Here is a 21,420-nt window from a genome sequence, read left to right as displayed (position 1 = left end):
TGAGCCGGGGTTCGGCGCCGGGGCGGTCAGCCCCGGTCGGCCCCCAGCTCGCCGGACCAGCGCCGGAACAGCGAGTGTGGCACGTCGAGCGCGTCGAGCACCTTTCCGGCCACGAAGTCGACGAGCTGCCGCGCGGAGGCGGCGGCTCCGGCACCGTAGAAGCCGGGGCTCGCCGGCAGCACCACCGCTCCGGCATCGTGCAGGGTGAGCAGATGCTCCAGGTGGCTGCGGGTGACCGGGGTCTCCCGGGGCACCACCACCACCGGCCGGTGCTCCTTGAGGTTCACTTCGGCAGCCCGTTGCAGCAGGTCCTTGGAGAGGCCGATGGCGATGCCGGCGCACGCCGCCGTACTCGCCGGCACCACCACCATGCCCCGGGTCGGGTACGACCCGCTGCTCGGCCCGGCCGCGAGGTCCCCGGCCGGCCAGTACGCCACGTCTGCGCCGGTCAGGTCCCGCCCGAGCCAGGCGGCAAGGTCGTCCTTCCAGTGCGCGTCCCGGAACGGACGGCCGGTCTCGTCCAGGATCGTCAACCGGGCAGCCCGGGAAACGACCAAATCCACCGGCTCGCCCGCGTCGAGCAGCCCGCCGAGCACGGCGGCCGGATACGGCGTACCCGATGCCCCGGAGACGCCGACCACCCACGGCCTTCTCATGCCCACCAGCCTGCCGCAAGCCTCGGCGCCGGCCCCGACCGCCCCCGGCGCGACCTGCGGGGAGTGGTCAGCGGGTATCCGGATCATCACGTTCTGCAAAATAGGACGTACGCGACGGTGATCACAAACGAGTCCAAAACTGCAATGCTGCTCACGTCTGCCCACGGGTTGCCGACGAAGGGGGCCGGGCATGTACGGGATCAGCTCGTGGGCGGCCGAGCTGAGGTGTCCCATTCCGGCACGCCTCTGCCCGCACGCCGACGCGGTGCAGGACTGGCTGGTGGACTGGGCGGACCGGATCATCGGCCCGCTCGACGCGGCGGGTCGGGAGCGGCTCGCCCGGGGCGGGGTGGCCCGGTACGCCGGTCGGCTCTACCCCGATGCCAGCGAGTCCGACCTGCGGGTCCTCGCCGCTCTCTTCACCTGGTTCTTCCTGCTCGACGACGCCTGCGACGCAGCCCGGCGCCCCCGACCGACCGAGGTGGCCGCGCTCTGCGACGGAGTGCTGCGCCTGCTCCGGTCCACCCCGCCGTCAGCCAACTCACCCTCGGCAGGCGCACCCCCGCCCGGTTCGCCACACCCGGGGCCGACCCGCCGGGCGACCGCACACCCTGGGCCGACCGGCCGGACGACGACCGCACACCCCGGGCCGACCGGCCGGATCACCGCACACCCCGGGCCGATCGGCCGAGCCGCCGGGCACCCCGGGGCGGCGCAGGTCCGGCCCGCACACCACCCGTTGGCGGCCGCCGGCGGCCGGTCGGCCAACCAACCGGCGCCCCGACTCACCGTCCCGCCGCAGAGCCGGGCAACCAACCAGCCGACGCCGAGGTCGGAGGCGTTCGACGGGCCGCTCCGGCGGATGCTCGCCGAAGCCTGGCGTGTCCCGTACGAGCGGATGTCGGCGGCCTGGCGGGAGCGCTTCGTCGACGCGGTGGCACACCACCTGGCCGGCGTGGTCACCGAGGCCACCAACAAGGCGAGTGGGCGGCTGCCCGGGGTCGCCGAGTACATCACGTTGCGCCGGGCGACCTCCGCCGCGTACGTCTCGTACGTCCTGCTCGAGTTCGCCACCGGCCGCCCGGTGCCGGACGCGATCTACCACCACCCGGCGGTACGCGAGGTCGCCGACACCGCCAACGACCTGCTCAGCTGGTTCAACGACCTGCTCTCCCTGGAGCGGGACGCGGCCACCTCCGGCGGGCACAACCTGGTGCTCGCACTCGCCCGGGAACAGCGGATCCCGGTCGAGGCGGCGATCGAGGCGGTGGTCCGGCGCTGGCAGCACAGCATGCGGCGCTTCCTCGAACTGCGCGACGCCGTACCGTCGTTCGGGCCGGCACTGGACGGGCCGCTGCGGCAGTACCTGGACGGGCTCGGCAACTCGGTACGCGGCACCATCGACTGGTCCATGGAGAGCGCCCGCTACCGGGACGCCCTGAGCGCCACCCGCCCGACCGGACCACTCGTCGAGGCCGACCGACAGCGCCACCCGGACTGACGGAGCTCCGCTTGCCGCGAGCGGCTACATCACGCTGCTCTGCTTTGGGATAGGTCCGGGCCGGGTGGAGAGCCCACTTGTCATGCGCGGTTGTGGTACCGGCCCGCCCCGCCGGCCGCGCCCGATCGTGGCCCCGACCTTCGCACTGGCTGGCCGATCGGCCGAGCCCGGGCCGACGGGGACTCACGGATCACGCGCAGCCCGGCAAGCTGGACGAACACATCACGCTTGTCGACCGCCTCGCCGCACCCGTCGAGCACGTAACCGGACAGCCAGACCCAACCGTGGTACGTCGGCTTCGGATCCACCGACGCCACCCGAAGCACCAACGCCCGGGACCCGGAGAACTGCACCGACGCCCGGCCGTCGATCCGCAACACATCCCCCGGCTGAGGACTACCGGGCATGCCGGGCCAGCACGTCCACCCGGGCCAGCAACTCCATACACAACCTGTGCGGCGGCACCGACTCCCAATGACAACACAACGGATCATGTCCACGTACCCACACCCACAGGTAGCCGCCGTCGAATCGAGTGACGCCCTTGTCCACCTGCACGATCCGAATATCGACATACCCCACAACGTCCGCACCCTGGTAGTAGTGAGACCACTCACCAGGCTCAAACCGGACCCGGGTATCCACCGGCAGATCCGGAATCTCCGACGGTGGAATGTGCGGCGGCCGGCTCACCGGTTCGGCCCCGACACCCGCAACCACCGCCGACCATCCCGGCGGTAATCCCGAACCCGGCCCCGGCAGAACCAGCGGGGGGTCCAGCGTCGTACGGTCGTCAACATGTCGTGACCTCCAGGTGCGCCACGACACCCCGGAACACCAATTCACGGAGCGCCGCTCAGCGGTGTGGATGACTGGTGCCGGCCCGGGGCGTCCGGGGGACGGGGGCTCCGGACCGGCCGGGACGCGGGCGGTAGGCCGACGCCGGCGGTCACCGCGCCAAGCTGGGGATGCCGCTCGTTATCCCGTGTGGGTACCGTCGCAGGTACCGAGCGCAACCGCGAGCAGTGAGCAGTGGTCCCCTGTGGGCCATACAGCAGCCCACACCACTCGGGGAGGGTCTGTGGAAGACTTCGGCCAGATGCTTCGTCGCCTCCGGCGGGAACGCGGTATGTCCCTGCGCCGGTTCGCCGAGGTCGCGGGAATTGACTTCGGTTACGTCGGGCAGATCGAGCGGGGCGAACGCCGCTGCTCGCCGGAGTGGGCCGAGATCTGCGACCAGACGGTCGGCGCCGGCGGCGCCCTGGTGGCGGCACACCGGACGGAGAGCGCGACGAGAACGGGGGCCGAGGTGCGGCGGCGGACGGTTCTGATGGGGCTGGCGCTCGGCGCGTCGACCCCGACGGTTGCGGTAGAGGCCATCCGGCACGGGCTCGACAGCAGCATCGGTGCCGGTCCAGACGAGTGGAACATGATCGCCACCGACTACGCCCGAGACTTTTACACCACCCCGCCGGCTCGGCTGGTCGAGCAACTCGGACTGGACCTGACCGTGTTGCAGCACATGCTCGCGGCTGAGCCCGCCAACCGCGATTTACTCCGGGCCGCCGGACAGCTCGCCGTCATCATGGCGATGGCGCTCGCCTCTACCGGCCAGGTTGACCTGGCTCGCCGGTGGTGGCGTACTGCCCGACGGCAGGCCGACCAGTCCGGTGACCTTGATACCCGGCTCTGGGCCCGAGACTGGGAGACCGTCAACGGCACCTACGAGCGCCGGCCCATCCGACAGATCCTCGCTCTGGCCGACGAGGCGGTGACGTTGGCGAACGGCCGCCCTTGCCGGGGTACCGCCGGGGTGTTGTCCGGCCGGGCTCAGGCGCTCGCCGTCGCCGGCCGGGCCGACGAAGCGACGGCCGCGCTCCAGACGCTCAGCGATGTCACCGACCGACTCCCGGCTGCCGTCGTCGCCGACGCCGATTCGATGTTCGGCTGGCCGGAGGTCCGGCTGCGCTACACCCAGTCGTACGTGCATACCCACGTCGGGGACACAGCGTCGGCAATGGCCGCCCAGGATCGGGCGCTGGAGCTGTACCCGGTCGACCTGGCGCGCGAGCGGGCCCAGTTGCAGATGCACCGGGCGTCGTGCCTGATCCAGGCCGGGCACGTCGCCGACGGGCTTCGGTACGCTGCCGACGTCTTGGACGAGCTGCCCGTCGACCAGCACAACGCGCTGTTGTACGAGGTTGCCCGGCAGGTTGTCGCGACGGTCCCGGACGCGGATCGGCGCCGGGTCGAGGCCGAGGACCTGCGGGACCGGCTGGTGGCCCTGCCGGCTCGGTAGGCTGCCGGCCATGCCCGCCCTGGTGTACGAACTGCTCGACGCCGACCAGGCCCGTCCGCTCTCGCTGGAGCTGGAGCGCCTGTACGCCGAGGTGTACGCGGAGCCGCCGTACGAGGAGGGTCCGGAGCACACGGCCCAGTTCCGGCGTTGGTTCCGCGACCACTGCCGGCAATCCGGATTCAGTCTGGCCCGGGCCATGGACGGGGAGCAGCTCGTTGGCGTGGCGTACGGGCACACGATGCCGGCCGGCGGGTGGATGGAGCCGCGAGTCGACGACCCTCCGGGGCACCTGCTCGACGTGCCGAAGTTGACGATCCCGGAGTGGATGGTCCGACGACCGTACCGAGGCCGAGGCGTCGGACGGCGGTTGCTGGCGATGCTGCTCGCCGACCGGCCGGAGCCGTGCGCCATCCTGGCCAGCAACCCGGCGGCCCCGGCCCGCCAGCTCTATGACCGGATGGGCTGGCAGCAGTACGGCACCATCCGGCCGAAGCTGATTCCGCCGATGGATGTGCTCGTACTTCCGCTGACAGGGAAGCTTTCCTAGGCGGTGAGGTGCGGCCGCCCGACCCACCAGAGCCAGCCCAGCCCGACGAGTTCGCCGTACCAGACGACGACCCTCTCCGCCTCGCGCTCGCCAGTGCGAAGATGACCGAAGCTGAACTAGCGTCCGCTGTCGGTGTCGACGAGAAGACCGTGTCCCGATGGGTGGCGAACGCCAGTCGGACACCGCATCCGCGTCACCGGTACGCGGTCGCCGCCGCACTGGAGATCGACGTGGAGAACCTGTGGCCTGCGGCCCTACGCGCCGCCGTGAAGACCGGCTACGACCGAGAGATCGTCAGCGCGTACCCGAACCGGTCGCTGGTGCCCCGATCGCTGTGGCGGGACCTGATAGGCGACGCCAAGGACGAGCTGCTCTTCGCTGGATACACGAACTACTTCCTGTGGCTGGACTTGCCCGGCCTGCGCGGCGTGCTGCGCAAGCGCGCCGACGCCGGGGTGCAGGTGCGCTTCCTGGTGGGCGACCCGGACAGCCCGGTCACGGCCGAGCGCGAGCGGATCGAGGGAGTACCGCTGACCGTCTCGACCCGAATCCGGGTGACGCTTGACGAGTTCGGGAAGCTCCGCGACAGCGCGCCATCGGTGGCGGGCCGCTACTCGGACCGGCACATCGCGCTGTCCGTGTTTCGGTTCGACGCGGACATGCTGGTGTGCACGCACCTAGCCGACCAGATGGGCCACGACTCCCCGACGATGCATTTACGTCGCCGGCAGGACGGCGGGTTGTTCGACCGTTACGCCGCCCACGTCGAGCATTTGTGGGCGGCAGGCCGCCCAGTCCAGTGACCCGATGCCCGACTCTGGGCCCGAGAGCAGGAACCTAAGTCTCAGGCCGCGAGGTGCAGCCGGACCACCAGGTCGAGCAGGGCGAAGACGAACAGGGCGATCCCGACGAACCCGTTGGCGGTGAAGAACGCCCGGTTGACCCGGGACAGGTCGGTCGGGGTGACCACCACGTGCTGGTAGCCGAAGGCGAGCGCGGTGAGCAGCAGCCCGACCCACCAGAGCCAGCCCAGCCCGACGAGTTCGCCGTACCAGAAGAAGAGGCCGAAGGTCACGACGTGCGCGACGGTCGACGCGTGCAGGGCGAACCGGCGGCCGTAGCGTGCGGGGACGCTGCGTACCCCGATCTCACGGTCGACCTCGGTGTCCTGGCAGGCGTAGATCAGGTCGAAGCCGCCGATCCAGAGGCCGACCGCCGCGCCGAGCAGCCAGGCCGGGCCGGAGCCGGCGAAGGTGCCGGTGACCGCGAGCCAGGCGCCGACCGGGCCGACCGCCTGAGCCAGGGCCAGGATCGCGTGCGGCCAGTCGGTGAACCGCTTGCCGTAGGGGTAGACCACCAGCGGGATCGCGGCGAGCGGGGCGAGGGCGAGGCAGAGCGGGTTGAGCGCCGCCGCAGCGGCGAGGAAGACCAGCAGCGCGACGACCGCGCCGGTCCAGGCGGTCCGGACGCTCACCGCCCCGGTCACCAGTTCCCGCCCGGCGGTACGCGGATTGCGCGCGTCGATCTGCCGATCGATGATCCGGTTCGCCGCCATGGCGAAGGTCCGCGCCCCGACCATGGCGACGGTGATCAGCAGCAGGTCGAGCCAGCGCACCTGGCCGCCGTGCCGCTGCATCGCGGTCAGCGCGGAGAGGTAGGCGAACGGCAGCGCGAAGACCGAGTGCTCGATCGCCACCAGCCGGAGGAAGGACTTGACCCGCCCCGGCGCACCCGCCACGGCGGTCATGAGACTCCGTACTCCTTCCAGCGCTTGTCCACCAACGAGCGGATCTCCGGCGACATGGTCATCTCCTCCGGCCAGCCCCGGGTGTAGCCCTCGGTCGGCAGCTTGCGGGTGGCGTCCACCCCGGCCTTGCCGCCCCAGAACTGCTGGTACGACGAGTGGTCGAGGTGGTCCACCGGCCCCTCGGTGAGCAGCAGGTCACGGGCGTAGTCGACGTTGCCGAAGGCCCGCCAGGCCACCTCGGCGTAGTCGTGCACGTCGCAGTCCTCGTCGACGATCACGATCAACTTGCTCAGCGACATCAGGTGGGCTCCCCAGATGGCGTTCATCACCTTCTGGGCGTGCTTCGGATAGCGCTTCCGGATCGAGATGATCGCGCAGTTGTGGAAGACCCCGGCGGCTGGCAGGTCGTAGTCCACGATGTCCGGGATCAGCAGCTTCAGCAACGGCTGGAAGATCCGTTCGGTGGCCTTGCCGAGCCCGTAGTCCTCCTGCGGCGGCTTGGAGGTGATGATCGAGTGGTAGACCGGCTCCCGCTGGGTGGTCATCGCCTCGACGTGCAGCACCGGGAACGGCTCGACCGGGGTGTAGTAGCCGGTGTGGTCGCCGAACGGCCCCTCCGGCAGCCGCTCACCGGGCTCGATGTAGCCCTCCAGCACGATCTGGGCATGCGCGGGCACCTGGAGCGGCACGGTCAGGCAGTCGACCATCTCGACCCGCTCGCCCCGCAGGAAGCCGGCGAAGAGGTACTCGTCGATGTCGCCGGGGAGTGGGGCCGAGGCGGCGTAGCTGACCACCGGGTCGCAACCGATGGCGATCGCCGCCGGCAGCCGCTGACCGAGGCGTTCCGCGACGGCGTGGTGCGCGGTCGAGTCCTTGTGAATCTGCCAGTGCATGCCGAGGGTGTTGTGCGAGTGCTGCTGCAACCGGTAGAGCCCGAGGTTGCGCTTGCCGGTCTCCGGGTGCTTGGTGTGGGTCAACCCGTAGTTGTGGAAGATCCCGCCGTCGCCGGGCCAGACCTGGAGCCCGGGCAGCCGGTTCAGGTCGACGTCGCCGCCCCGGTAGACCACCTGCTGGCAGGGGGCGGTCCTGACCTTCTTCGGCGGTACGGACTTGAGCTGCATCACCTTGCCCAGGCCCTCGCGGATGCCGGACCAGCCGACCGGCAGCTCCGGCTTGACCAGCGCGCCGATCCGCTCGCCGATCTCGTCGAGCCGGTCGACGCCGAGCGCCATCGCCATCCGCCGCTCGGTGCCGAAGAGGTTGATCGCGACCGGCATCTCACCCCGGGTGGGGCGCTCGAAGAGCAGGGCAGGTCCGTTCGCCCGGACGGTACGGGTCACCACCTCGCTGATCTCCAGCGTCGGGTCGACCGGCACCGGGACCCGGCGCAACTCGCCGGCGCCCTCCAGCACGGTGAGGAACTCCCGGAGGTCGGTGTACGGGAAGCCACGAGCCGCCATGGCCGCTAGTCTGTCGCACCGCCGGTCAGGGCGGCACGGCCGGGTCCCCTCGCGGTGACCGGGCTCCCCGTCGACGGCCCTGGTGGCCGCGCCCAGACGGTCACCGCCCGAGCAGGCCGACGCCGAGCAGCAGGGTGCCGACCGTCAGGCTCAGCCCACCGGCTCCGACCAGCCAGATCAGCTTGTTGGGCCTGGTGTCCGAGGGGCGTACGACGGAGAGGAAGAAGCCGAGCGGCATCAGGATCGGCGCGGCGACCAGCAGGACCCGGATGAGCGTCAGCATGCCGTCGCCGTAGTCGGCCCGGTCCAGGTAGAGGAGCGCGACGAGCGCGAACAGCACGAGTACGCCCGCGTGGGCGTGCCCGGCGGTCCAGAGCGCCCGCCGGACGGGGTTGTCCAGATAGCCGGGTATCCGGCGGACCAGGTGCATGAGCAGCGACAACCCGCCGAAGGCGATGGTCGAAACGGTGATCAGCAGGATGGCGGCGGTGTTCTGGGTGGCGGACGACATCACATTCTCCCCGTCGGCGCGACGAAACCGAACTTTACATCGTCTAGATTCCCATCCAGCAGCGATCTTGTCAACAGCAAGACTCTGTGAGGCCGGCCGGAAGGGTGCGGGATCGGTCTACCGCTGATCGAACCGGCGTCGGGTCTCCTCGTCGGCTGGCAGGAACGTCTCCAGATGCAGCCCTTCCAGGGCGACGTCGGTGGCGGTGCTGAGCGTGGCGGAGGTGCTGAAGAACCGGAGCGGGAAGCCGTCCACCTCGATCTCAAGGGTGATCACCGGTCCCGTGCGGAGGGGGACGGCATCGGGCTTGTCGAGGTACCCGGCGATCTCTGCGGCCAGCTCGCGGTGCCGCTGGTCATGGGTGCGGTCGGCACGGTGGCGCACCTGCTGCAGCAGATGACCGCCCCACTCCGCGCGATTGCCGATCCGACCGGCCAGCCCATCCGGGTGCAGACAGACCCGGACCACGTTGATCGGCGGCTCCAGCAGCTCCGGCGCGCAACCGGCCAGCAGCTGATCGACGGCAGCATTGGCGTCGACGATGTCCCAGTACTCGTCCAGCAGCAACGCGGGGTACGGCAGGTGGGCGTCGAGGAGTCGGCGCAGGCCGTCCATCACCACCGCGATCGACGAGTCGTCCAATTGACGATCCTGATAGCGCGGTGCGTAGCCGGCGGCCAGCAGGAGCCGGTTGCGATCCCGCAGCGGCACGTCGAGGTTGTCGGAGAGGCGCATGAGCATCTCCGGTGTCGGGCGCGCCCTGCCGGTCTCCACCCGGCTGAGGTGTCGGGTGGAGACCCTCGACCGGTTGGACAGCTCCTGCTGGCTGAACCGGCGCCGTTCACGCCAGGTCCGCAGCAGCGCGCCGACCGGCGGGACCTCGAATGCAACGCTCATGTCCGTGAGCTTAGGAGGCCGGGTGCGGGAGGCCATGACCTGCGAGGTCATGGATTGGATGCGCGGCCCCGGCCAGAATTCTGGACGTCAGCCGATCGAGACGAACGGGAGAAATGAGCATGAACGGCATCGTCCAGCAGTACCTGGCCACCTGGAACGCGACCGGTGACGAGCGGGCGAGGCTGCTCTCCGAACATTGGTCGCCCCGGGCGACCTACACCGACCCGATGGCCGAGGTCGCTGGCCGCGAGGGGATCGACGCGGTCGTCGACGGCGTCCAGGCGCAGTTTCCGGGGCTCGTGTTCACCCAGGTCGGTGAGGCCGACGCCCACCATCGCCAGGTGCGATTCCGCTGGGGCCTGGGTCCGGAGGGAGCCGAGCCGCTGGTGATCGGATTCGACGTCCTGGTGCTGGACGAGTCGGGCCGGATCCAGGACGTGCGCGGTTTCCTGGACAGGGTGCCGGCATGACGGCGCCGCGCGGGTACGTGATCGGTTACCTGGAGAACGTCGAGGTCGGCCCGGAGATCGTGGAATACATCGAGCGGATCGAGGCCACGATGGCGCCGTACGGTGGTCGCTATCTCGTGCACGGCGGGCAGCTCGTCGGGCATGAGGGAACCTGGAACGGCGACGTCGTGCTGCTGGAGTTCCCCGATCTGGCGAGCGCGCAGGAGTGGTACGGGTCGCCGGACTACCAGGCGATCCTGCCGCTCCGCACCGCGCACGCGACCTCGATGGTCGCACTGGTCGAGGGGGTGCCCGAAGGCCATCGCGCGGTCCACAAGGTCCGGCAGCTCCTCCCGGACCAGCATGCCCCCACCAGGCAGGCGAGCTGAGCGCGGACCGGCCACCCGCCGGTGGCCACGGCCTCTGGTGGGCGTCGCCGGACGTCCCGACTGCGGTTCCAACTGGTCGGGATGTCCGGCGACGTCGCCGGGCAGCATCGTCGCACCGCTGGCGGGCTGATCGAGCGCGGGCACGACCTGAAGACACTCCCGGCGGTGCCCCGGACGGTCGTCGCGTCCCACCGGTCAGGCACAGGGCCGACGGGAGTCAGGCCCGCTCGGTGGCGAGCCGGACGCTGAAGCCGAGCATCGCGACCCCGGTGCCGGCGTCCATCGCCCGGCGCACCCGGCGTCGGGACAGCACCCGGCGTGCCCGGTGCAGCAGCCCGACCAGGGTCAGCAGGTAGAGCAGCGAGAGCACCGCGTGACTCAGCGCGAAGAGCAGCAGTACGCCCAGCGGGGCGCGCTCCCCGACGAACTGCGGAAGTACCGCGAGATAGAAGGCCAGCACCTTGGGGTTGGTGATGTTGGACAGGAAGCCCTGTCGCCAGCCGGCGAGGGCCTGCCCGGGCGGGGCGGGCTGGTTCCCGCCGATCGGGGCGTACCGGCCGCGCCAGGCCGAGCGCAGCGCCTGGAGCCCGAGGAAGGCGAGGTAGCCGACGCCCACCCACTTGATCGTCTGGAACAGCGGCTGGGAGCCTACGATCACCGCCCCCAGCCCGGCCGCGGCCGCACTGCCCTGTACGGCGTTGGAGCAGGCGACGCCGACTGCGCTCCACCAGCCCCGCCCGCGACCGGCGGCGAGCGTGTTCCGGGTGACCACCGCGAAGTCCGGGCCGGGGACCACGATCAGCACCACCGCGAAGAGCAGGAAGGTGCCATAGGTCGTCCAGGACATGGCCCCGAGCCTACGACCGGCCGCCCCGACGGCACGTTTCGGGCAGATCCGGCCACCACTCGTCGGTGCCGCCGGTGGCCCTGGTCCGAGCCGCGCCGCGCCGCTCGGGTCGGGTCGGGTCGGGGTCGGGCGAGCTTCTCGGAGAGGTCACCCGAAATTCCTCGGAAAAAGTCAGGCAGAGCTGTCGGATCCGTCGTCGCCCGTTCGAGGCAGAGGTAGCGGCCGGTCCGGGCGACGCACCGGCCCAGTGGAACCGAGGAGGACGACGATGAACCAGTACGGCACGACGACCCAGGACACCGGATCCGGGCCGGCCGCCCCGTCGGCCGGGCAGCCGTGCGACCCGGCGACCGGTGTCACGAGGGCCCTGTTGGCGTACGGCGTGCTCGCCGGGCCGAGCTACGTCCTGGTGTCACTGGCCCAGGCCTTCACCCGGGACGGATTCGACCCGACCCGGCACGCCTGGAGCCTGCTGGCCAACGGCGGGCTCGGCTGGATCCAGATCACCAACCTGGTGCTGACCGGGCTGATGACCTGCGCACTCGCGGTCGGACTGCGCCGAAGCCTCACCCGGGGCACCGGAGCCGGCTGGGCGGCCCGCCTGATCGGGGCGTACGGGATCAGCCTGGTCGCGGCCGGCGCGTTCCGGGCGGACCCGGCCCTGGGTTTCCCGATCGGCACCCCGGAGACCGGCACGGCGGTAACGTGGCACGGCACCCTGCACCTCGTGGCCGGCGGCATCGGTTTCGGCTGCCTGATCGCGGCCTGCCTGCTGCTCGGCCGGCGGTTCTCGACCGAGGGGCGGCGGGGCTGGGCGGCCTTCTCCCGGCTGACCGGCGTGCTGTTCCTCGCCGGCTTCCTGGCGATGGCCGCCGGAGCCGGAGCCGTCTGGTCCAACCTCGCCTTCACCTGCACGATCGTGCTGGCCTGGGCCTGGGTCTCGGCCCTGGCCGTCCACCTGTACCGCCGGGCCACGCCCGCCCGGGCCGGCTGACCCGACCGGGGCGGCCCGGCGACCGGCAGCACGGCATACGACGTACCCGCCAGACAACGAACCGAAGGAGACCGGAAGATGCGATACCTGACACTGTTGCGAGCCACCCGGACCATTGCCCCGCCGCCACCGGAGCTGATGGAGGCGATCATGCAGCTCGGTGAGGAGGCGACCGCGGCCGGCGCCCTGCTCGACCAGGGCGGACTGGCGCCGAGCGCGGAGGGCGCCCGGATGCAGGTCGCCGCCGGCAAACTCAGTGTGACCGACGGGCCGTTCGCCGAGGCCAAGGAGATGATCAGCTACGCGGTCTACGAGGTGCGCTCGAAGGAGGAGGCCGTCGAGTGGGTCTCCCGGTTCCTGAAGCTGCACCGCGACATGTGGCCGGGCTGGGAGGGCGAGAGTGAGGTTCTCCGGGTCTTCGGCCCCGAGGACTTCGCGCCGCCCGCCTGAGCCCACGCACTCCCGCTCCCGACAACCCGATCTGCGTGCTTGGATCGGGAGTCATGGGGGTGGCAGGGCGAAAGCGGCAGGCCAGCCGGGAGGCTGTCGAGGCGGTCTGGCGGATCGAGTCCGCCCGGATCGTCGCCGGGCTCGCCCGGCTGGTCCAGGACATCGGGCTCGCCGAGGAACTCGCCCAGGACGCGCTGGTCGTCGCACTGGAACAGTGGCCCCGGGAGGGGGTCCCGGCGAACCCTGGTGGCTGGCTGATGTCGACCGCCAAGCATCGGGCGGTCGACCTGCTCCGGCGGCGCACGACGTACCAGCGGAAACTCCAGGAGCTGGGGCGGGAGGTGGAGAGCCGACCGGACCCGACCGAGGCCGAGCTGGCCGCCGCACTGGACTCGGAGCGGATCGACGACGACCTGCTGCGGTTGATCTTCACGGCCTGCCATCCGGTGCTGCCGACCGAGGGGCGGGTGGCGCTGACGCTGCGGCTGCTGGGCGGGCTGCGTACCGACGAGATCGCCCGGGCGTTCCTGGTGTCGGAGCCGACGGTCGGGCAGCGGATCACCCGGGCGAAACGTACCCTCGCCGCGAAACGCGTACCGTTCGAGTTGCCGCCCCGGGCCGAGTTGGCGGACCGGCTCGGCTCGGTGCTGGAGGTGGTCTACCTCGTTTTCAACGAGGGTTACTCGGCGACCGCCGGCAACGACTGGACCCGGCCGGCGCTCTGCGCCGAGGCGCTACGGCTCGGCCGGATCCTGGCCGGGCTGATGCCGGAGCAGGCCGAGGTGCACGGCCTGGTGGCACTGTTGGAGTTGCAGGCGTCCCGGATCCCGGCCCGGACCGGGCCGGACGGCGAGCCGGTGCTCCTGCCCGACCAGGACCGCCGACGGTGGGACCGGCTCCTGGTCCGGCGCGGGCTGGCCGCCCTGGACCGGGCCGAGTCGCTGGGCATCGGCCCGTACACCCTGCAGGCGGCGATCGCGGCCTGCCACGCGCGGGCCCGGACCGCCGCCGAGACCGACTGGGTACGCATCGCCGCGCTCTACCGGGTGCTGGTGCACGTCTCGCCGTCACCGATCATCGAGCTGAACCGGGCGGTCGCGGTCGGGAACGCCACCGGCCCGGCGGACGGTCTGGCCATCGTCGACACGCTGCTCGCCGAACCCGTCCTTGCGGCCTATCCGCAGCTACCCGCCGTCCGGGGTGACCTGCTGGCCCGGCTGGGCCGGCAGGAGGAGGCGCGGCGCGAGTTCACCAGGGCGGCCGAGCTGACCCGGAACGCCCAGGAACGGGCACTCTTCCTCCACCGTGCCGCCGCCCCCGACGCGGACGCGGCGCCCGGTCCGGTGGAGTGAGGGGTGGGCGGGGCGGGGCGGGTTAGGCCGAGGCCGCCCCGGTCGGCAGGGTGAGCTGCCAGGAGACGCCGAAGCGGTCGTTGACCCAGCCGAACTTGGCGCTGAAGCCGTACGAGCCGAGCGGCATCAGCTCCTGGCCGCCCTCGACGAGCGCACCGTAGAGGTGGTCGATCTCCTTCTCCGACTCGCAGGTCACGTAGAGCGAGACCGCCGGGGTGAAGCCGAACCCGTGCGTGACGCTGCTGTCGATGCACATGTACTGCTGGCCGCCGAGCCGGAAGGTGGCGTGCCGGACGGACCCCTCGGCGCCGTCCTCGCCGGGGCCGTACCTGTCGACGGCGAGGACCTCACCGTCGTCGAAGAGCGACGTGTAGAAGGTCATCGCCTTCTCGGCGTTGCCGTCCTGGAACATCAGGAACGTGGTGACCTTCTGGGGCGCGATCGCAGACACTTCGCGGATCTCCTTCCCGGTACGGGTGGCAGGTGGGTACGCGCGATCGACCGCACGTACTACCCCTATCTTTCAGGTCTCGCTTATATAAGTCAAGCCTGAAGATGCCCCAGCGGCGACGACGGAAGGATCAGTCGAGGCCTCCGTACGAGTGCAGGCCCTCGAAGAAGATGTTCACGCCGTACAGGTTCATCTGCATGGTCAGGAAGCCGAGCACGGCGATCCAGGTCGCCACCGGACGCTTCACGCTCGGCGTCGCCCGGGCGTGCAGGTAGCCGGCGTAGACCACCCAGGAGATGAAGGCCCAGATCTCCTTCGGGTCCCAGCCCCAGTACCGTCCCCAGGCCGCCTCGGCCCAGACCGCGCCGGCCATCACCGCGAAGGTGAAGATCGGGAAGGCGAACGCGTGCAGCCGGAAGGTCAACCGCTCCAGCGTGTCGGCGGCCGGCACCCGGGCCCCCAGGCTGTACGGGAAACTCCGCTTGCCCTGGTCGTGGCCGTGCCGGATCAGGTACATCACCGCCGGCACGGCACCCAGCAGCAGGATGCCGGACGAGACCGCGATCGTCGCCACGTGCACCACGAACCAGTACGAGTCGAGCGCCGGCACCAGCGGCACGATCGGCACGTAGAGCAGCAGCCCGGCGACGGCCAGCAGCAGCACCATGGCGAGCGCGACGAAGAGCCCGAGGTGCCGCAGCGTCGGGCGCCGGTAGAGCAGCACCAGCCAGCCGACCACCCCGACGAAGGTGACCGAGAGCAGGTACTCGTACATGTTGCCCCACGGCATGCGCTCGGCGGCGATGCCCCGGGTGACCAGCACGGCGAGGTGGACCAGCGCGGCGAGCCCGGTGAGCGCGACGGCGGTCCGGCCGGCCAGCACCGCCCGATACGGCCCCGATCCGCCGGCCGGCACCGACGCGTCCGAGCCGGAGAGCGCCGTGTCGGGAAGCGCCGTGTCGGCGACCGGGCCCGGCTCGTCGGCCGGGCCGGTTCCGCCGGCCGCGCCGACACCGGCCCCGACCAGCACCCGCGCGCGCTCCGGCCGGGCCGCCGCCCGGCCGATGACACTGCGGGTGCCGAAGGCGTACTCCACGGCGTGGCAGATCATCGCCAGCAGGTAACACAGGATCGCGACCACCAGGAGTTGGTCGGAGAGCGCAGCCATCAGTCGGTCCCCTCTTCCGTCGCCGGATCGGGTCGCGTCGCGGCGACGAGCCGGTCGAACTCGTCGGCGAACCCCGCGTACTCGGTGCGCGGCAGACCACCGATCTCCAACAAACTACTACGACCTGTCGTGGTCGTGTCGGCCGGTGCCGGAGAAAGGCGGAACCAGACCCGGCGCCGCCGCCCGAACAGCGACGTCATCAGTCCGACCAGCAGCAGTGCCGAGCTGATCAGCACGATCCGCTCGCCCGGGTCGTACCGGGCCGAGATGGTGACGTACTGGCGGGTGCCGAGGAACTCCACCGACGTACCGTCGTCGAGCGTCCACTTCTCACCCGGGCGCAGCAGCTTGCCCTCGCCGATCTGCGTCAGCCTGCCGCTGCTCACCTGGCGCTGGTCGAGCCGGTAGACCGACCCGGGAATCCCGGCGTCCATCCCCAGGTTGCCCCGGTACGCGAAGAGCATCACCGCCGGGGAGCGCTCCGCCGGGTACATCGAGCGGGTGAAGGGCGGCGAGTCCGGCGCGGTCGGGAGATACAGCCCCTCGAAGGCGACCTGGAGATCGGGGTTGCGCGCACCGGTCACCGGGTCCAGGTTCACGTCCGGGAAGGCCGCCACACCCTCGCTGGTGAGGTTGCCGTCGATGCTGAGGAACGCCTCGTCGCTGGTCTGCGACACGCCGTTGCGGTCGGTGTAGCGCAGGATCGGCGCATAGCCGTGCCCGAGCAGGTAGACGCTGGCCCCGTCCAGCCGCAGCGGATCGTTGACCGAGAAGCTCGCCCGGTACGGCGCCCTGTCACCCTGCTCCACGATCGTCTCGGCCCGGAACGACTCCGGCTGCCCGCTCGGCAGGAACGTCGCCGTGAAGTCGGTCAGTTCCAGGCAGAACGGCGGCAGGTCGGCGGCGTCCACCCGGTGTCCGAGCTCCGACTCGGCGTACTGCTGGAGGGTGTTGCAGTACGCGTTCTCCGGGCCGGCGACCAGCAGCAGGTTGCCGTGCCAGCCGTACCAGGAGCCGAGGCCGACCCCGAGCAGCACGCCGAGCAGCGAGAGGTGGAAGAGCAGGTTGCCGGTCTCCTTGAGGTAGCCCTTCTCCGCCGAGACGGTGTCGCCACGGACCGCCACCCGCCAGCGCCGCCCGCGCAGCGCCGCCGCGATCCGGGCCAGGTCACCGTCGTGGTCGGTCAGCACGGCGTGCCGGGGCAGCCGGTCCAGCCGCTTCGGCGCCGGTGGCGGGGCGGCGCGCAGCGCCCGGAGGTGGTCGCGCAGTCGGGGCAGGATGCAGCCGACCAGCGAGGTGAACAGGAGTACGTAGATCGCCGAGAACCACGGCGAGGCGTACACGTCGAAGCCGCCGAGCCGGTCCAGCGCCGGGAAGAGATCGGGATGCTCGGCGGCGAACCGGTTGACGTTCTCGATGTTGATGTTGCGCTGCGGCAGCACCGAGCCGGGGATCGCGGCCAGGGCGAGCAGGAAGAGCAGGATCAGCGCCGTACGCATGCTGGTCAACTGCCGCCACGAGTTGCGCAGCAGGGCCAGCGGCAGCGGGGTCCGGCGTACCCCGGAGGGCCGGCCGCCCCCGGCCGGGCCGCCGGGCGCCGGCGGCTCGGCCTCGGCGACGCCGGTCGGCGCGCCCGCCGACCCGGTGCCCCGACCGTGCTGCTCGATCGACATCAGATGCTCACCTCGCCGACCCCGAACGTGGTCTGCAACCAGATGACCAGGTCCTGCCAACCGCCGGTGACCAGGGCCAACCCGATCGCGATCAGCAGTGCCCCGCCGACCCGGGTGACCCAGCGGCTGTTCCGGCGCACCGCCCGGAACAGCCCGAGCAGCCGGGAGAAGCCGAGCCCGAAGGCCACGAACGGCAACCCCAACCCCAGGCAGTACGCGACGGCGAGCAGCGCGGCCCGGTCGGCCTGACCGCTCGCCGTGCCCATTCCGATCACCGCGCCGAGGGTCGGGCCGACGCAGGGTACCCAGGAGAGCGCGAAGACCGCGCCGAAGACCGGGGCACCGAGCAGGCCGGCGGCGGGGAGCCGGCGGATCCGGAACTCCCGCTGCATCCCGGGGACCAGCCCGAGGTAGGAGACCCCCAACACGATGATCACGATGCCGATGCCGATCTCCAGGGGGCGCTTCTGCGCGAAGAGCGCCTGCCCGGCGGCGGTGACCAGCACGGCGGTCAGGGTGAAGACGACGGTGAAGCCGGCGACGAACAGCAGCGTGCCGGCGAGCACCCGACCCCGGACGGCCCGGGGCGACCGGACCGCCACCGCCACTGCGGCACCTGCCGGCTCGTCCGCCGGCGTCGGCGAGCCGGGGACCGCCGGCTCGCCGGTGGCGCCGTCGGTCCCGGCGCGGCGCTGCTCCAGGTCGCTGCCGGCGAGCCCGGTGACGTACGACAGGTAGCCCGGCACCAGCGGCAGCACGCACGGCGAGAGGAAGCTGACCAGGCCGGCCAGCGCGGCCGCGCCGAAGGCCAGCAGCACCGGTCCGCTCACGGCCAGTTCGGCGAAGGTCTTGCCCATCAGCCCAGCCCGCCCGTCAGCGTCGAGCCCTCGCCCGTCCGCAGGCCGCCCATCCGCAGGCCGCCCATCAGTTCGGCCCGCTCGGTGGCTGCTCGTCGGCGACCCGGGCGACGATCGGCTCCAGCCGGTCCCGGGTCACCCCGGCCCGGATCACCACCGCGATCCGGTTCTCGCGGTCGAGGACGACGGTGGCCGGGATCGAGTTGGGCGGGATGTCGAAGGCCAGCGCCAGCCGGCTCGGCGGGTCGAAGAGGCTCGGATAGCTCACCTGGTAGGCGGCCTCGAAGGCCTTCGCCTTGTCCCGCCCGTCCTGGATGTTGATGCCGAGGAAGTGCACCCCCCGGTCCCTGGTCGCCCGGTAGGTCGCTTCCAGGTCGTCGGCCTCGGCCCGGCACGGCGCGCACCAGGAACCCCAGAAGTTGACCACCACCACCCGGCCGCGTCCCTGCGCCGGGTCGTACGCCCCACCGGCCAGCAGTTCACCGGCGAGCGCCGGAGCCGCCGGGCGGTGCTCCGGCGCGCACTCGACGATGCCGTCCGTGGTCGCGCATTCGCCCTTCCAGTCACTTCCGCCCCCGCCGCCGCCCGAGCAGCCAGCCAGGGCCAGCGTCACGGCGACCGCGATCAGCGCGCCGAGGCCGGCGGCTCGCCGGGGGCGGTTCACGTCAAGCCCCCTTGGCCGTCCGCGCGGTCGGCGACATGGCGACCAGGTGCGCGGCCGGCTCGGTGTAGCCGATACCCACGATCTTGGCGCCGTCGAAGTGGAACGAGGTCAGGCTCGCCAACCCGCACTGCCGCCTGCGCGGGTCGTGCCAGAGCCGCTTGTGCTCGACGTACCGGCGCAGGGTCCAGATCGGAAGCTGGTGGGAGACGCAGACCGCCTCCCGCCCCTCGGCGGCGATCCGGGCCGCATGCAGGGCCGCGAACATCCGCTCGGCGATCAGCCTGTACGCCTCGCCCCAGGACGGCGTGACCGGGTCGCGCAGCACCCACCAGTTGCGCGGGTCGCGGAACGAGCCGTCGCCGGGCGAGACCCGCTTTCCCTCGAACCAGTTGGCGCTCTCGATCAGCCGCTCGTCCACCCCGACCGGCAGCCCGAACTGCGCCGCGATCGGCTCCGCCGTCTGCTGGGCCCGCTCCAGCGGGCTCGCTACCACGTGCGTGATGTCCCGCTCGGCGAGCGCCTGGGCGGCCGCCTTCGCCATCTGCACGCCCAGCTCGGAGAGGCGGAAGCCGGGCAGCCGGCCGTAGAGGATCTTCTCCGGGTTGTACACCTCACCGTGCCGGAGTACGTGCACGACCGTTGTGCTGCCCACGTTCCCTACCCCCCGTGACCGGCCGCCGCCGCAGCCTCCGCCGCGACCGGCAACGCCGCCGCGATCTGCCCCAGCGCGGCGTCGTCCAGCGCCGTCGAGACGAACCACGATTCGAAGGAGCTGGGCGGCAGGTAGACCCCGCCGGCCAGCATCGCGTGGAAGAACGCCCGGAACGCCGCGACGTCCTGGGTCCGGGCGGTGTCGTAGTCGTGGACGTCCGCGCCGGTGAAGAAGATCGAGAACATGTTCCCGGCGTACGACAGCCGGTGCGGCACCCCGGCGGCGGCCAGCGCGTCGCTCGCCAGCTTGCCGACGGTGCCGGCCAGCTCGTCGAGCCGCTGGTACGTCGCGCGGTCGGCCAGCCGCAGCGAGGCCAGCCCGGCCGCGGTGGCCAGCGGGTTACCGGAGAGCGTGCCGGCCTGGTAGACCGGACCGGCCGGGGCGAGTCTTCCCATCACCTCGGCCCGGCCGCCGAACGCCGCCGCCGGCAGCCCGCCGCCCATCACCTTGCCGAAGGTGTAGAGGTCGGCGTCGACCGGTTCGAGGCCGGCCCAGCCGCCCGCCGAGACCCGGAACCCGGTCATCACCTCGTCGAGGATCAGCAGCGCGCCGTGCGCGTGGGCGATCCGGGCCAGCGCCTGGTTGAAGCCGTCCCGGGGCGCCAGCACACCCATGTTGCCGGGCGCCGCCTCGGTGATGATCGCGGCGATCTCGGACCCCTGGGCGGCGAAGGCCGCCTCGACCGCCGCCACGTGGTTGTACGGCAGCACGACCGTCTCGCTCGCCGCCGCGCCGGTGACCCCGGGCGAGTCCGGCAGCCCGAGGGTGGCGACCCCCGAGCCGGCCGAGGCGAGCAGGGCGTCGACGTGCCCGTGGTAGCAGCCGGCGAACTTGACGATCCGGCCCCGTCCAGTGAAGCCCCGGGCAAGCCGGATCGCCGACATCGTCGCCTCGGTCCCCGAGTTGACCAGCCGGACCTGCTCGACCGGGGTGCGCGCGACGATCTCGGCGGCCAGCTCGACCTCTGCCTCGGTCGGGGCGCCGAAGCTGGTCCCGTTGGCGGCGGCGGCCTGCACCGCGGCGACCACCTCGGGATGGGCGTGGCCGTGGATCAGCGGCCCCCACGAGCAGACGAGATCGACGTAGCGTCGGCCGTCCGCGTCGAAGAGCCACGGCCCGGTACCGCGGGCCATGAACCGGGGCGTGCCGCCGACGGCCTGGAACGCGCGCACGGGAGAATTCACCCCGCCCGGCACGAGGGCGCGGGCGCGGTCGAACAGGGCCTGGGAGGCCGGTGCCGCGGCCGGATAGCGACCGGGGCCGGCGGGGTACGTCTCAGTCACGGTGTCGCCATTCTGTCAGCGCTGTCTGTGCGCCCGGCACCCACCCCTCGGGCCGTCGCCCACGTCACGCCCGGGGCGGGCCGTCCGGCGCGCCCGGTGCGGTGCGCTGCCGGCGGGGCGAAGCGCCAGCAGAGGCCGGTTGGGGTAGGTCGCGATAGGCTAATCGGGTGAACCGGGCGGACCTGACCATCGGCGTGCGGCGCGGCACCGACGAGGTGACACTCATCCTCGCCGGCGAGATCGACATGCTCACCGCCGCCAGGCTGTCCAGCGTCGTCAACGAGGTGCTCGCCGATGCACCGTCCCGGATCGTGTTGGATCTGACCGATGTCACCTTCTGCGACTCGCAGGGCCTAGGCACCCTGGTCGTCCTCAGCCGCAAGGCCAGCCACTCGCAGAGCCTGCTGATGTTGACCAACGTCGGCGACTTCCTGCTCCGGGTGCTGGACATCACCGGCCTGCGCTCCGCCCTGATGATCCGGAACGGGCAGTCCACCGGCTGACCCGGCGGAG

The 21,420-nt window shown here is 71.7% G+C and carries 24 protein-coding genes; 10 read left to right on the top strand and 14 right to left on the bottom strand.

Translation table 11 applies throughout. The annotated features are described in order from the left end of the window. Positions 1–26: 26 nt before the first annotated feature. Positions 27–656 (bottom strand): UbiX family flavin prenyltransferase, encoded by a 630-nt coding sequence (locus ABNF97_RS26160; RefSeq protein WP_130461572.1) that lies wholly within the window; start codon positions 654–656, stop codon positions 27–29. A 190-nt stretch (positions 657–846) separates the two neighbouring features. Here ABNF97_RS26160 and ABNF97_RS26155 point away from each other — a divergent pair, with 190 nt between their 5' ends. Next, positions 847–2,157 carry a terpene synthase family protein gene (locus tag ABNF97_RS26155; protein ID WP_349340128.1) on the top strand — a complete coding sequence of 437 codons (1,311 nt, stop codon included), beginning with the start codon at positions 847–849 and terminating at the stop codon, positions 2,155–2,157. Positions 2,158–2,553: 396 nt separating this feature from the next. On the opposite strand, the gene ABNF97_RS26150 is transcribed toward ABNF97_RS26155, so the two are convergent. Next, a complete protein-coding gene (locus ABNF97_RS26150; RefSeq protein ID WP_349340127.1) occupies positions 2,554–2,739 on the bottom strand; it encodes a hypothetical protein in 186 nt (61 codons plus the stop codon). A 499-nt stretch (positions 2,740–3,238) separates the two neighbouring features. On the opposite strand from ABNF97_RS26150, the gene ABNF97_RS26145 reads away from it, so the two are divergent. The 3 genes from ABNF97_RS26145 (at position 3,239) to ABNF97_RS26135 (ending at position 5,806) form a co-directional block, all read left to right on the top strand. Then, on the top strand, positions 3,239–4,456 hold the full coding sequence (locus ABNF97_RS26145) for a helix-turn-helix domain-containing protein (protein WP_165436636.1): 1,218 nt from the start codon (positions 3,239–3,241) through the stop codon (positions 4,454–4,456). Positions 4,457–4,466: 10 nt separating this feature from the next. Further along, complete coding sequence (locus ABNF97_RS26140; protein ID WP_130461568.1) at positions 4,467–5,003, top strand: GNAT family N-acetyltransferase; 537 nt, start codon at positions 4,467–4,469, stop codon at positions 5,001–5,003. 149 nt (positions 5,004–5,152) lie between these two features. Next, complete coding sequence (locus tag ABNF97_RS26135; RefSeq protein ID WP_349340126.1) at positions 5,153–5,806, top strand: phospholipase D-like domain-containing protein; 654 nt, start codon at positions 5,153–5,155, stop codon at positions 5,804–5,806. 41 nt (positions 5,807–5,847) lie between these two features. Here ABNF97_RS26135 and mqnP read toward each other — a convergent pair whose 3' ends face one another. The 4 genes from mqnP to ABNF97_RS26115 all read right to left on the bottom strand — a co-directional run bounded on the left by mqnP (position 5,848) and on the right by ABNF97_RS26115 (position 9,618). Next, positions 5,848–6,750, bottom strand: coding sequence for a menaquinone biosynthesis prenyltransferase MqnP (gene mqnP, locus ABNF97_RS26130; protein ID WP_349340125.1), 903 nt, complete (start codon positions 6,748–6,750; stop codon positions 5,848–5,850). Next, a complete protein-coding gene (locus ABNF97_RS26125; RefSeq protein WP_349340124.1) occupies positions 6,747–8,210 on the bottom strand; it encodes a menaquinone biosynthesis decarboxylase in 1,464 nt (487 codons plus the stop codon). Before ABNF97_RS26125 ends, mqnP begins: the two co-directional genes overlap by 4 nt. Before the next feature lie 100 nt (positions 8,211–8,310). After that, positions 8,311–8,721: a hypothetical protein gene (locus tag ABNF97_RS26120; RefSeq protein ID WP_130461564.1), complete on the bottom strand. Its 411-nt coding sequence runs from the start codon at positions 8,719–8,721 to the stop codon at positions 8,311–8,313. A gap of 117 nt (positions 8,722–8,838) precedes the next feature. Further along, entirely contained in the window at positions 8,839–9,618 is a 780-nt protein-coding gene (locus ABNF97_RS26115) for an MmyB family transcriptional regulator (protein ID WP_130461563.1), read from the bottom strand. Positions 9,619–9,737: 119 nt separating this feature from the next. Between ABNF97_RS26115 and ABNF97_RS26110 the strand changes: the two genes are divergently transcribed. Then, the gene (locus tag ABNF97_RS26110) at positions 9,738–10,088 is read left to right on the top strand and encodes a nuclear transport factor 2 family protein (RefSeq protein WP_349340123.1); all 351 of its coding nucleotides are present in this window, start codon (positions 9,738–9,740) and stop codon (positions 10,086–10,088) included. Further along, positions 10,085–10,456 carry a DUF1330 domain-containing protein gene (locus tag ABNF97_RS26105; protein WP_130461561.1) on the top strand — a complete coding sequence of 124 codons (372 nt, stop codon included), beginning with the start codon at positions 10,085–10,087 and terminating at the stop codon, positions 10,454–10,456. Before ABNF97_RS26110 ends, ABNF97_RS26105 begins: the two co-directional genes overlap by 4 nt. A gap of 217 nt (positions 10,457–10,673) precedes the next feature. Here the strand turns inward: ABNF97_RS26105 and ABNF97_RS26100 are convergent, their stop codons facing one another. Then, complete coding sequence (locus ABNF97_RS26100; protein ID WP_130461560.1) at positions 10,674–11,303, bottom strand: LysE family transporter; 630 nt, start codon at positions 11,301–11,303, stop codon at positions 10,674–10,676. 268 nt (positions 11,304–11,571) lie between these two features. Between ABNF97_RS26100 and ABNF97_RS26095 the strand changes: the two genes are divergently transcribed. From ABNF97_RS26095 to ABNF97_RS26085, 3 genes are all read left to right on the top strand, one after another. Further along, positions 11,572–12,297: a DUF998 domain-containing protein gene (locus ABNF97_RS26095; protein ID WP_349340122.1), complete on the top strand. Its 726-nt coding sequence runs from the start codon at positions 11,572–11,574 to the stop codon at positions 12,295–12,297. Positions 12,298–12,375: 78 nt separating this feature from the next. Further along, positions 12,376–12,747, top strand: a complete 372-nt coding sequence (locus ABNF97_RS26090) for a YciI family protein (protein WP_130461558.1) — start codon at positions 12,376–12,378, stop codon at positions 12,745–12,747. Positions 12,748–12,800: 53 nt separating this feature from the next. Beyond that, positions 12,801–14,099 carry an RNA polymerase sigma factor gene (locus ABNF97_RS26085; protein ID WP_502930553.1) on the top strand — a complete coding sequence of 433 codons (1,299 nt, stop codon included), beginning with the start codon at positions 12,801–12,803 and terminating at the stop codon, positions 14,097–14,099. A gap of 22 nt (positions 14,100–14,121) precedes the next feature. Here ABNF97_RS26085 and ABNF97_RS26080 read toward each other — a convergent pair whose 3' ends face one another. From ABNF97_RS26080 to hemL, 7 genes are all read right to left on the bottom strand, one after another. Continuing rightward, a complete protein-coding gene (locus ABNF97_RS26080) occupies positions 14,122–14,550 on the bottom strand; it encodes a VOC family protein (protein WP_349340120.1) in 429 nt (142 codons plus the stop codon). A gap of 130 nt (positions 14,551–14,680) precedes the next feature. Continuing rightward, positions 14,681–15,718 (bottom strand): c-type cytochrome biogenesis protein CcsB, encoded by a 1,038-nt coding sequence (ccsB, locus tag ABNF97_RS26075; RefSeq protein ID WP_130461555.1) that lies wholly within the window; start codon positions 15,716–15,718, stop codon positions 14,681–14,683. After that, positions 15,718–17,391 carry a cytochrome c biogenesis protein ResB gene (locus ABNF97_RS26070; RefSeq protein WP_130461554.1) on the bottom strand — a complete coding sequence of 558 codons (1,674 nt, stop codon included), beginning with the start codon at positions 17,389–17,391 and terminating at the stop codon, positions 15,718–15,720. The genes ccsB and ABNF97_RS26070 overlap by 1 nt, the downstream gene beginning before the upstream one ends. Continuing rightward, positions 17,391–18,248 carry a cytochrome c biogenesis CcdA family protein gene (locus tag ABNF97_RS26065; RefSeq protein ID WP_349340119.1) on the bottom strand — a complete coding sequence of 286 codons (858 nt, stop codon included), beginning with the start codon at positions 18,246–18,248 and terminating at the stop codon, positions 17,391–17,393. Before ABNF97_RS26065 ends, ABNF97_RS26070 begins: the two co-directional genes overlap by 1 nt. Positions 18,249–18,315: 67 nt before the next feature. Next, positions 18,316–18,912: a redoxin domain-containing protein gene (locus ABNF97_RS26060; RefSeq protein ID WP_130461552.1), complete on the bottom strand. Its 597-nt coding sequence runs from the start codon at positions 18,910–18,912 to the stop codon at positions 18,316–18,318. A 1-nt stretch (position 18,913) separates the two neighbouring features. Then, positions 18,914–19,564 carry a histidine phosphatase family protein gene (locus ABNF97_RS26055; RefSeq protein WP_130461551.1) on the bottom strand — a complete coding sequence of 217 codons (651 nt, stop codon included), beginning with the start codon at positions 19,562–19,564 and terminating at the stop codon, positions 18,914–18,916. A 5-nt stretch (positions 19,565–19,569) separates the two neighbouring features. Next, a complete protein-coding gene (gene hemL / locus ABNF97_RS26050; RefSeq protein ID WP_349340118.1) occupies positions 19,570–20,907 on the bottom strand; it encodes a glutamate-1-semialdehyde 2,1-aminomutase in 1,338 nt (445 codons plus the stop codon). A 167-nt stretch (positions 20,908–21,074) separates the two neighbouring features. Here hemL and ABNF97_RS26045 point away from each other — a divergent pair, with 167 nt between their 5' ends. Further along, positions 21,075–21,410, top strand: coding sequence for an anti-sigma factor antagonist (locus tag ABNF97_RS26045; RefSeq protein WP_130461549.1), 336 nt, complete (start codon positions 21,075–21,077; stop codon positions 21,408–21,410). Positions 21,411–21,420 lie beyond the last annotated feature (10 nt).

The sequence above is a fragment of the Plantactinospora sp. B6F1 genome (genome assembly GCF_040120695.1).
GTDB lineage: Bacteria > Actinomycetota > Actinomycetes > Mycobacteriales > Micromonosporaceae > Plantactinospora.
This window is presented reverse-complemented; position numbering and strand designations above follow the sequence as displayed.